At 42.0% G+C, this 11135-nt stretch carries 16 protein-coding genes; all 16 read left to right on the top strand.

Annotated features, from left to right (window positions below):
- Window positions 1-40 precede the first annotated feature (40 nt).
- Window positions 41-403: a DUF7694 domain-containing protein gene (locus I593_RS09375; RefSeq protein ID WP_016165270.1), complete on the top strand. Its 363-nt coding sequence runs from the start codon at window positions 41-43 to the stop codon at window positions 401-403.
- Window positions 400-861 (top strand): hypothetical protein, encoded by a 462-nt coding sequence (locus I593_RS09380; RefSeq protein ID WP_016165271.1) that lies wholly within the window; start codon window positions 400-402, stop codon window positions 859-861. Before I593_RS09375 ends, I593_RS09380 begins: the two co-directional genes overlap by 4 nt.
- The gene (locus I593_RS09385; RefSeq protein WP_016165272.1) at window positions 858-1118 is read left to right on the top strand and encodes a hypothetical protein; all 261 of its coding nucleotides are present in this window, start codon (window positions 858-860) and stop codon (window positions 1116-1118) included. The genes I593_RS09380 and I593_RS09385 overlap by 4 nt, the downstream gene beginning before the upstream one ends.
- Window positions 1119-1122: 4 nt before the next feature.
- Window positions 1123-1485, top strand: coding sequence for a hypothetical protein (locus I593_RS09390; protein ID WP_026440883.1), 363 nt, complete (start codon window positions 1123-1125; stop codon window positions 1483-1485).
- Window positions 1478-1912, top strand: coding sequence for a hypothetical protein (locus tag I593_RS09395; protein WP_016165274.1), 435 nt, complete (start codon window positions 1478-1480; stop codon window positions 1910-1912). Before I593_RS09390 ends, I593_RS09395 begins: the two co-directional genes overlap by 8 nt.
- A 10-nt stretch (window positions 1913-1922) precedes the next feature.
- On the top strand, window positions 1923-2336 hold the full coding sequence (locus I593_RS09400; protein ID WP_016165275.1) for an antiterminator Q family protein: 414 nt from the start codon (window positions 1923-1925) through the stop codon (window positions 2334-2336).
- 142 nt (window positions 2337-2478) lie between these two features.
- Entirely contained in the window at window positions 2479-2706 is a 228-nt protein-coding gene (locus I593_RS09405; RefSeq protein ID WP_016165276.1) for a hypothetical protein, read from the top strand.
- A 1404-nt stretch (window positions 2707-4110) separates the two neighbouring features.
- Window positions 4111-4287, top strand: a complete 177-nt coding sequence (locus tag I593_RS20050) for a hypothetical protein (RefSeq protein ID WP_016167330.1) — start codon at window positions 4111-4113, stop codon at window positions 4285-4287.
- 66 nt (window positions 4288-4353) lie between these two features.
- Window positions 4354-4713 (top strand): HNH endonuclease, encoded by a 360-nt coding sequence (locus I593_RS09410; protein ID WP_016167331.1) that lies wholly within the window; start codon window positions 4354-4356, stop codon window positions 4711-4713.
- Window positions 4714-4771: 58 nt separating this feature from the next.
- A complete protein-coding gene (locus I593_RS21050) occupies window positions 4772-5368 on the top strand; it encodes an HNH endonuclease (RefSeq protein ID WP_081401272.1) in 597 nt (198 codons plus the stop codon).
- Between the two features lie 116 nt (window positions 5369-5484).
- Window positions 5485-5976, top strand: coding sequence for a phage terminase small subunit P27 family (locus tag I593_RS09420; protein WP_016167333.1), 492 nt, complete (start codon window positions 5485-5487; stop codon window positions 5974-5976).
- An 8-nt stretch (window positions 5977-5984) separates the two neighbouring features.
- A complete protein-coding gene (locus I593_RS09425; protein WP_016167334.1) occupies window positions 5985-7709 on the top strand; it encodes a terminase large subunit in 1725 nt (574 codons plus the stop codon).
- A complete protein-coding gene (locus I593_RS09430) occupies window positions 7709-8938 on the top strand; it encodes a phage portal protein (protein WP_016167335.1) in 1230 nt (409 codons plus the stop codon). Before I593_RS09425 ends, I593_RS09430 begins: the two co-directional genes overlap by 1 nt.
- The gene (locus I593_RS09435; protein ID WP_016167336.1) at window positions 8916-9581 is read left to right on the top strand and encodes an HK97 family phage prohead protease; all 666 of its coding nucleotides are present in this window, start codon (window positions 8916-8918) and stop codon (window positions 9579-9581) included. The genes I593_RS09430 and I593_RS09435 overlap by 23 nt, the downstream gene beginning before the upstream one ends.
- 6 nt (window positions 9582-9587) lie before the next feature.
- The gene (locus I593_RS09440) at window positions 9588-10787 is read left to right on the top strand and encodes a phage major capsid protein (protein ID WP_016167337.1); all 1200 of its coding nucleotides are present in this window, start codon (window positions 9588-9590) and stop codon (window positions 10785-10787) included.
- A 52-nt stretch (window positions 10788-10839) separates the two neighbouring features.
- A partial coding sequence (locus I593_RS20760; protein WP_016167338.1) for a hypothetical protein occupies window positions 10840-11135 on the top strand: 296 nt, incomplete at its 3' end.

Genomic DNA, 11135 nt, shown 5'->3' on the forward strand with positions numbered 1-11135 from the left:
CTGTGCCTAGAGATATTGCTGCTTTGGTAGGAGGTGGGGTGTGAGTTTTATTGTTCCAGAGAAATTCAGAATTAAATCGGGACCATTGGCGAGCAATGAGAGCTATGGGAACAATGGTGCATTTTGGGTGAAGACCAAGAAATGTGTTTTCACTGTCATTGCTAGTGATCAAATGGGTTGGGAGCATGTCAGTGTTTCACTTCCAACACGCTGTCCAACTTGGGAAGAAATGTGTTTCATCAAGTCCCTGTTTTGGGGTGAAGATGATTGCGTAATTCAGTATCACCCACCTAAAAGCGACTATGTGAATAACCATCCATTCTGCCTGCACTTATGGAAACCAACTGAGCAAACCCTACCAACGCCGCCAAGCTTTATGGTGGGTAAGGCTGGTGCAGCATGAACGAATTACTACAGCAACGCATTCAAGCCGTCCAGATCGGCAGAAACACCACCTTTGCACAGATGGAGCAGAAGAAATCACTTCGAGATGAGCTTGATTCACAGCTCGAAGCATTCTTATCAAATGGTGGTGCTATCGAGCAATTGCCTCAAGGCTTTTCGGGGGAATACAACAAGGGTTGGAATAATTCAAAACCCAAAGCTCAAAAGACCATGCGTGAAGTGATGGCGAGTGCTGTGTCAGAAGCGCGTGCAAGAAGAAACAACCCAAGCGTTACCGCGAGAAATGAAGCGCTCAACAAGGGGGAAAAGCGCTATCACGGAACCACTTGCAAGGCGTGTGGTGGAACCTTGCGATATACGTCAAACAATTGCTGTGTTGGATGCGATAAAGCTGCATCGATAGTGAGAACCAAGAAGCTTAGAGAAAAGCGCAAATCTGAGAAGGTGAAATCATGAATTTAACAATCGAGAGAATGCGTGAAATTGTGGATGGTGCACCCGAATGGGCTGTGTGCTGGAACGCTCATATGGGGATGTATACAAACGGGTTTATTAGATGTAGTAGCGATATTCACCTTAAAGACATCCGTGCAGCACTTGCTGACCATGACCGCACGGACGATGTATCCGACATTAGAAATCATATTGCACCAACAACAATAGTTACTGACCTTCATGTAAATGAAGCTCTGAAATTAAATGGATTGGGGTGACATCATGAAAAAAGGCGACCGCGTAGAAGTAGATTTCATCAGTGAGTCTGCAACTGACTATTCTGGAAAACGCTTTCATGGCTACGGCGTTTTAGATCGAGTGGAAGATGGGCGAGTAATGGGGCGCTTGAATGATGGCACGCCGTTTAGCTGTCTTGAAGCAGATGTGAAGGTCATTCAAGAAGTGGATTTACGGAAAGAATTTGAACCATTTTTCACGAAGCAACCATTCTTTAATAGCTTGAAGTATCAGCACGGCGACCGCTTATTCGATTTTGATGAAGGCATTGGGTACCGCAATTTAACCGTACAAGTTGGCTATGTATGTTTCTGCAAAGATGATCGGGAGTTTGTACTGAATGACTAAAATCCTGATTGGTATTGATACAGGAGTGAATACAGGCTTCGCCGTTGCTGCAGACCGTGGCAATGGTGGGGAGCTGGAGCAAGTGGGGTCTTTATCAATTACTCAGGCAATGGAGAAGGTAAAGGAATTAATTGAACAATGGGGAATCAGTAACGTCTGTTTATACATTGAAGATGCTCGGAAGCGTACCTGGTTCACTGGAGGTCGTGAAAAGTCTCAAGGTGTTGGATCAGTAAAGCGTGATGCGCAAATTTGGGAGGATTGGTGCAAAGAGCAGGGTTTTAAATTTTTAATGGTTCATCCAGCAGCAAATGCAACGAAAAAGAAAGCTACGGATTTTAAGCGTATGACTGGTTGGGTTGGTCGTACGAATGAGCATGCACGTGATGCAGCAATGTTGGTTTTTAAAAGATTTGCCAAGTTTTGAGGGATAGGGCATGAATGCAGTAGTGAAAAAACAAATCATGGATTGGTCTAAGCGTTCTGCCCACCAGTGGTTAGAACAATATGGGCTTTGGGTAAGATCAGTAAAATTTAATGTAACAGCCAATCCATTAGCAATACTAATTGACCAAAATGACAAAAGCAGAGTCCGCGCAAGTCGCGTATCTATGGTATGTGAGATTAATGATTTTGAGGCAGTGCAGGTAAGTAAATTACTCGCATCAATGCACAATGACAGTCGTGAGTATTTAGCCTCAAGAGCATGGTATTTAATACTTTATTATGAAAATGAGTGGTCGTATTTATCAATTGCAATTGCACATAAATGCAGTAAAGCTACGATTAGAGCGGAAATTGACAAAGGTCTTGCATACCTGGATGGGAAAATAGATATGTTGCAATCTTGACAGTGCAGCACACTTGGTTTAAATTCGTGTTATGGTGGCAAGTTGTTATGCTTTCACCAGTATCTAAAAGCTCATCTAAAGGTGGGCTTTTTTGTTGCCTGTGTTATAAATATATCTCCAAAGTAAAATAGAGAATAATCAGGTGACAAAACAGTATATTGGAATCACAAATAGTAGCATTAAAGGTGATGAAAAATATTATGAATATGCTCAAGTGTGGTCAGATGGTGTAATTCGCCTTGTGAAAGATCTGGAGTCAGCGACAAAATTTAAATCAGAACAAGAAGCAATTGATTCATTATTTAACGCCAGCCTGTGGGTTTGTGAATATCAAGATGGAAAAATTAAACCCTTACAACTATCCCGATAGGGACAGCAGTGTTGATGGCTAATAAATATGAATTAAATGTATTTTAGATGCATTTTAGGTATTGCAATCTGTTTAGGTTTTCTGCAAAATTCGCGTCAGATTTAGTAGATAGTTCCCTGACTAATCTTTTAAATTTTAATAGCCTACAATGTAATTTGTGGGTTTTTTTATGGCGGCACATTTATTCGTAGTGGTTTAAATTGAATGCCGCCACCTAATTTTAAGCTCATCGAATGATGGGCTTTTTTGTTGCTTCTAAAAAGGTGCTTGTGACATGCACAAGTGAGTAGCTAGGGGAAGAGAATGCCCACATTCTAAAGCTTGCTAATTAGCTAAAGACTGTTTGAGTAAGCACGTTTAGATCCCACGAAAGAGGATACAACCCATGCAGTTCATCGAGCATGGATAGGATATGCAGGAAAGCAAGAATCAGATTTGGGAGTGATGCCCCGCCAAAAAATGAATACGAAAGCTGAAAACTAAAAATACTGTGCCTATCCAGTGGTTTTTAAAGTAAGCGAGTAGCCGTGGACCACAGCACTGAGCTTCTGTGGTTATCAAATAGAGATCATATCATTCGTGAATTAAACGTGATATTTATCAAAAAATTATGAAATAAACTGATTGATTGAGTCGTAAATTGCGAGTAATTTTCTATTAAGTTAGACGAGGTTATATATCGTCTAACCGGGAAAACGACTGACACTCGGAAAGACGAGATAACCTAAAACCGCTCACAGAAATGTGAGCATTTTTAATGCCCTGAGAAATGTTTTTTGTGTAAGCAATATCAGGGCACCCAATGGTGGCTTTCTTTAATCATAGTGATTTAAAGTCAAATGCCGCCACCCAGATTCTAATTAGTGATAATTCATTAAATACTGGTTTGTTTTAATTTTTCACATAAAATTCACGAACCAGTATGCATGATTACTTCTAGAAACAGCTGTAGTTTCTCAATGACCCTCCAAGGTCCTTAGTTTAAGCCCACATCAATCTACTACGGAAGTGGGCTTTTTTTTTGTATGGAGAAAAGTAATGCTCCGATTCTTGATGTGTTTGTTTGGATTTCACGGTGCGACTGAGATTGATTACACAGTTGATAATGAAAAAATCAAAGTGTGCCGAAATTGTTTGAAAGAAGTTAAAGACTAGCCGAACGTATTACGGCGCACAGAACCCCGCTCAATTCTAGATATTGGCGGGGTTTTCTTTTTATTCGAGGTTGCTTATGGATAAAGTTGAAGCTCAAAAGAATTTGAAATGCTACAGAGAAAACATTCAAGGCGCATCAATGATTCATCCATGTGATATGCCTCAGAGACTAATTGATGAAGTCGCCGTGTTTATCCGAGAGCAAAAGCGATTAGTGAAGAATTTGGAAAGCAATTTGGAATCTACCAAATGACCTGCCAAGGCTGTGAAGCCCGCCGTGAATGGATGATCAAACATGCAAGACAAGCCAAAGAAAGAATGCAGCGGGTGCTCATGTCACTTGGTGTTGGAACAAAACAATCAGTTGATTCAATTGATCAGCCAGTTAGTGCAGATCAACAACGAACAGACAGCACAGATCAATGAGCTTTTGATTCGATTGGAAGATGAAAGTGAAGAGCCAAGAAGCTCACGCAATTTGGATGATTAATTATGAGTAGACCTTGCCGTGAGTTTGGTTGTCCTAACATTGTGAAGTCACGCAACCAACATGGTTATTGCGAAACACATGCTGACAAGCGCAGCAACTGGAACAAACGAGCAGATCGAAAGGGATCAACGACTGAGCGAGGCTATGGTCATGCTTGGAGAAAGATTCGTGAGCTCGTCTTGAAGCGAGACGGTTATCAATGTGTTACGTGTGCTACCCTTGGTCGTGTAACGTTGGCAACAGATGTCGATCATATTAAGGCAAAAGCACACGGTGGCACAGATGATCTAAACAACTTACAGTCGCTTTGCTCGCTACACCATAAAGAGAAAACCGCAATAGAGCAGCTTAATGCAAAATAGTAACCCACAGGCCAAATGCATAGTATGTGATTGTGTTTTCAATCCAAAGCAAAAGAGAATGAAATGCTGCACAAGGCAGTGTTACGACAAACTAAAATATAAATTAAAGAAAATACCAACCATCAAAACCTGTCTTTGCTGTGGAGTTGAATTCAATAGTAAGCAAGGACAGTCTAAGTATTGCTCGGCAGAATGTCGAATAAGAAGTATTTCAGAAGAAGCTAAGGTTTCTAGAGAAACGTATACACGAATAGCTGAAGCACATGTGAGAGTTTCATTTTGTGTGGTATGCAATGAATTTTGTGATGCGCCATACCAAGGAAATCTCAGGAAGTTTTGTTCAGCAAGTTGTGAGAACAAGAACATCAGATCAAAACCATATTACAGGGCTAAAAGATCAAGATTAGATGCTTTAAAGCGCAATGCATCAAAGGCAGAACGAATTGATCCGATAGATGTACTGAATAGAGATGGATGGATTTGTTATTTGTGCGGGATTCCCACACCAAAGAATTTGCGTGGTACATATGAATTCAACGCACCAGAGGTTGATCATATTGTCCCACTAAGCAGAGGTGGATCACATTCAATGAATAATTTGCGTTGTGCATGTCGAAAGTGTAACAACAAGAAAGCAAACCACATGATTGATTGAATTGTATTTGAGAAAGGGAGGGGGGGAGGTAAAAAGTTGAGACCTTTCAGCTAAATGACCGCCCCCTGAGGCACATTTTTACGTGCGCGAAATTAAAAATTTTACGGGTTGACTTTATGGGCGGAATAGCATCAGTGCCAGGGCGAGGCCGAAAGCCAAAACCACAAGAGACAAAGAGAGCTAATGGCAATCCTGGCAAGCGTCCACTCAATAATCATGTACCTGAATTTTCTGAAGTCACAAATATTGATGTGCCTGAATACATGGAGGCTTTGGAATATGCTCCTATGATTTGGAAATCAATCGTCCCTGAACTACTTAAAAATAAGATTCTACGCATCACCGATATGCATAACGTAGAAGGGTTTTGTTTGGCTTATGAAAACTGGCGGAAAGCCCAGAAGGAAGTGGCTTTGAATGGAATCGTTGTAATCGGATCTCAAGGTGGACCAATTAAAAATCCAGCTTTAACCGCCATGAATGAGGCGGTCCGTCAGATGGCAACGCTTGGTTCTTTACTCGGATTAGATCCTTCTTCCCGTGCGCGTTTAACTGGTGGTGGACAGAAGAAAAAGGGCAATGCATTTGCAGGAGTTTTAGACATGTGAGGGTATAGATGGCTGACAATTATCCAAATGTTGACGCTGCCAACAAATGGGCAAAGTCAGTAACTTCTGGAAAGATCCCTGCATGTAAATGGGTAAAATTGGCGTGTCAAAGACACCTAGATGATCTAAAAAAATCAAAATCTCGCGATTTTCCTTATAAATTTGAACCAAAATTAGCTGAAAAAAAGATTCTTTTTATTGAATTATTGCCTCATACAAAGGGTGAATGGGCACTAAAACGTTTAAAAATTAAGTTAGAAGATTGGCAAAAATTTGGCATTGCCTGCACTTTTGGTTGGATTCGTAAGAAAGATGGCTATCGCCGTTTCCGTGAAAGCTATTGGGAAGTGCCTCGTAAGAATGGTAAGTCAGCAATTGCAGCTGGCGTTGCACTTAACATGTTTGCGAACGATGGTGAGTTTGGATCGGAAGTCTATTCAGGTGCCACAACAGAAAAACAAGCATGGGAAGTCTTTAAACCTGCAAGGCTAATGGTGAATCGCTCACCAGACTTAGTTGAAGCAGCAGGGATCTTAGTAAATGCAGGCAGTTTGGAAATCCCAACTGATGGTTCATTGTTTGAGCCAATTATTGGCGATCCGCCTGATGGCCAATCCCCACATTGTGCAATTGTGGATGAGTATCATGAGCATGCTGATGCCAGACTCTATGACACCATGCAAACAGGTATGGGTGCACGCAGACAGCCGCTAATTTTTACGATTACAACTGCAGGATTCAATATCGAAGGTCCTTGCTATGACCTGCGGGTTCGTGTGCAAGAAATGCTTGAAGGTGTTGTACCTGATGAAGAGCTGTTTGGTTGGATTTGGACAATTGATGAGGGTGATGACTGGACCGATCCAAAGGTGCTGGCGAAGGCTAACCCAAATTTTAACGTTTCTGTTTATGCAGACTACTTAGAGTCCCAACAAAGACGAGCAGTTCAAAATGCTTCTAAGCAGAACACGTTCAAAACTAAGCATCTCAATGTTTGGGTTTCTGCGAAATCAGCGTTCTTCAACATGGAGCAATGGAATAAATGCAAGGATACGACCTTAAAGATTGAGGATTTTAGAAATGATCCCTGCATGGTTTGTGTGGATTTGTCATCAAAGATCGATATTGCTGCGCGTATCAATCTGTTCTATCGAATCATTAATGGAAAGATTCACTATTACTGTATCGCTCCAAGATTCTATTTACCTTATGACACGGTTTATAACGGTGATGAAAAGCAAGTCATTGAGCGTTATCAAAAATGGTTAAACCAAGATTTATTGACTGTTTGTGATGGTGCCGAGAATGACTTAAATGAAATTGCCGAGGATATAACTGATGATGCTGAGAATTTAGTTGTCCAAGAAGTTCCATATGATGAATGGGGCGGCTTTCAAATCGCCAAAAAAGTTGATGATGCAGGTCATACGTCAATCAAGATCCCAAAAATCACAAAAGTTTTTTCACCAGCAATGAAAGAGCTTGAGGCGGCAATTGCTTCAGGGAGATGGCACCACGACGGGAACCCAATTTTATCTTGGATGGTTGGGAATGTAGTTTCTAAAAAGGGTGCCAACGACACGGATTTTCCTCATAAGGAAAAGCCCTTTAAGAAAATTGATGGTGCTGTAGCAAGCCTTATGGGTATTAATCGAATCCTTACACTTAACAGTAGTCCTGAGGAATCAAATCTATCTAGTCATCTTGAGAAACACGGGATTAGGAAATTGTAATGAGCTTAAAAACAAAAATTGGGGAGTTGCTTGGTTTCAAGACAACTCCCCAAATCATTTCTAGTCCTGATGATTTGGCAAAATTCTTTGGGGCTGAGTATGTAACAGGTATGGGGCAACCAGTAACGCCTTTGCGTGCGATGCAACTCACCACAGTTTTTACATGTGTTCGTGTGCTATCTGAATCTATGGGTATGTTGCCTTGCCGTTTGTATAAAAGGGTAGGTCGAAATAAGGAAATAGCAGATAACCATCGATTACACGATTTGCTTTATGTGGCACCAAATGACTACATGACAGCCCAAGAGTTTTGGGAATTACTGATGGTTTGTTTGTGCCTGCGCGGGAATTTTTATGCCTATAAGGTTTATGCATTAGGCAACGTGGTCGAGTTACTTCCATTAGATCCGTCATCGGTGACACCAAAGCTTAACGATGATTGGACCGTGGAGTATCAGGTGAATTTCAAAAATGGCGGGTTAAAGACTCTATCCCAAGATGAAATTTGGCATGTCCGATTATTCACATTGGATGGTTTAAACGGTCTTAACCCGATTGCTTATGCGCGGAAGTGTATTGGACTTGGATTAGATACCGAAGAACACGGAACAAAGTTATTTAAAAACGGTGCAGTGACTTCTGGAGTGCTTGAAACAGCGGAAAGTTTAACTGATGTGGCCTTCAATCGTCTGAAAAATGAATTCACAGAAAATTATGCAGGTTTAGCCAATACCTATAAGCCAATGATCTTAGAGGAGGGTCTTACATGGAAGCCGACAGCATTAAATCTTGAAGACTCTCAATTTTTAGAAACACGACAGTATCAAGCGACTGAAATTTGCGGTCTTTTCCGTGTGCCACCGCACTTGGCGGCCAATATGGAAAAAATGACGCTCAACAATATCGAACATATGGGGATGAGCTTCGTGAACTACTCATTGGTTCCCTATATGACGCGAATTGAGTCTCGAATCAAAGTTGGATTGCTTAGCGAGAAGGACCGAAAAACCCATTACGCGAAATTCAATGCAGGGGCGTTACTTCGAGGGGATCTTAAAACCCGCTATGAATCTTATGGCAAAGGCATTCAGTGGGGGTGGTTAAGTCCAAATGATTGCCGCGAGCTTGAGGATATGAACCCACGTGAAGGTGGGGACATCTATCTAACACCAATGAATATGACAACAGATCCAGAAGGGGAAAACGATGCAAACAAAGCAGCGTCTTGATATCCCGTTAAAGATTAAATCTCTAACAGATACGGGAGAATTTGAAGGCTACGGCTCGGTATTTGGTGTCGAAGATAGTTATTCAGATGTGGTGGTTAAAGGGGCTTTTCAAAAGTCCCTTTCTTCTTGGGCTGAAAAAGGTCGCCTGCCTTCATTGCTCTGGCAACACAAAATGTCAGAGCCAATCGGCATCTATACAGAAATGAAAGAAGACGACCATGGCTTATACGTGAAAGGCCGCCTTCTTATTGATGATGATCCATTGGCTAAACGTGCTTATGCACATGCCAAAGCAGGCAGCCTTGGCGGTCTATCAATCGGGTACATCTTAAAAGATTGGGAATATGACTCTTCAAAAGGGGTCTATCTCTTAAAAGAAATCGATTTGTGGGAAGTGTCTCTTGTGACCATGCCTGCGAATGATGAAGCACGGATTTCAGAAGTGAAATCACTGCTTGAAAAAGGTGAAACACCATCTCCAACCAAAATTGAACGCGCCCTGCGAGATGTAGGGTTTACACGTTCACAAGCCAAGGCATTTATGTCCAAAGGCTACAGTGCAATAGATTCTCAGCGGGATGCTGAAGGTCAGAATGAAGCACTTCAATCATTGAAAGACTTAACAGCATTTTTACGAGGATAAATACTCATGGCTATTGATGAAAAAGACGTAAACGAAGTTGCAAAAGAGCTTAAAGGCGCATTCGAAGATTTTAAAAAGGCGAATGACAAAGAGCTTGATGCGATCAAAGCTGAAAAGCAAAAGCTTGAAGAAAAAACCGATAAGATGAATGAAAAGCTAGGTGAAATTGACAACCTGAAAGCTGAGTTGGAAAAAGAGCTTAAAGCTGCAAAACGTCCAGATGCTGCAAAAGGCAAAGACGTAGAAGCGCATAAAAAAGCATTTTTGCAGTTCTTGCGCAAAGGTTCGGACGACGGATTGGCTGATTTGCAACAAAAAGCGGTTCAAGTCGCTGTTGAGGCTGATGGTGGGTATGCGGTACCAGAAGAATTGGATCGTACATTACTGCAACTTTTGAAAGACGAAAGTCCAATGCGCCGTGTATGCAACACTATCACGGTGAGCACATCGGACTACAAAAAATTAGTCAATCTTGGTGGCGCTGGTTCAGGTTGGGTTGGTGAAACGACTGCACGACCTGCAACTAATACTCCAACATTGGCGCAAATTGTTGCAACTATGGGCGAAATCTATGCGAACCCTCAAGCAACACAAACCTCATTGGATGATGTGTTCTTTGATGTAGAACAATGGTTATCAGAAGAAGTGGCACGTGAGTTTGCCGAAAAAGAAGGCTCAGCATTCTTAACAGGTGATGGAACCAATAAGCCTAAAGGTATTTTGGCGCATACTTTAGCGACAAAAGCGGATGATGCACGTGCATTTGGATCTTTGCAAAAGCTTGTTTCAGGCTCAGCGGGTGTATTTAGTGGTGATAATTTAATTGACTTAATTTATTCACTTAAGCGCGGCTATCGTCAAAATGCATCCTTCATGATGAACGGTTTAACGGTTGCAAAAGCACGTAAGTTGAAAGATACGGACGGCAATTATTTATGGCAACCAGGCTTACAGCAAGGTCAACCTTCTTTGCTTCTCGGCTACGGCATTGAAGAAAATGAAGACATGCCAGATGCAGCGGCAGATGCAAATGCAATCATGTTTGGTGATTTCAAGCGCGGATACACGATTGTAGACCGCATGGGCACTCGTACATTGCGCGATCCTTTCACCAACAAGCCATATGTTGGTTTCTACACAACCAAGCGTGTAGGTGGGATGTTGACTGACTCAAATGCTATTAAAGTTTTGGCTTTGTCCGCATAAACACAACATCAAATAAGGCTCCTTACGGGGCCTTATTTATTGGAGATTGAAAATGCCACCAGTAATTGAAGTGCACAAGTTATTCAAAGTTGCTGTCGATAACGGGAATCGCGTCATTGAGATTGAGCCGGGTGTTCATGAAGTCGATGATCGAATTGCTGAAAATGCCGTTAAGCATCTACAGGTAGCGACCTACAAAGAAGACGGTAAAGCGGGAAAAGAAATTGACGTACCGCCACCTTCGCAAGATGCTGAGCAGCCAGAGCAGCCAGAGCAGCCAGAGCAGCCAGAGCAGCCAGAGCAGCCAGAGCAGCCAGAGCAGCCAGAGCAGCCAGAGCAGCCAGAGCA

Origin of the sequence: Acinetobacter tandoii DSM 14970 = CIP 107469, assembly GCF_000400735.1 — a bacterium.
Classification (GTDB): domain Bacteria; phylum Pseudomonadota; class Gammaproteobacteria; order Pseudomonadales; family Moraxellaceae; genus Acinetobacter; species Acinetobacter tandoii.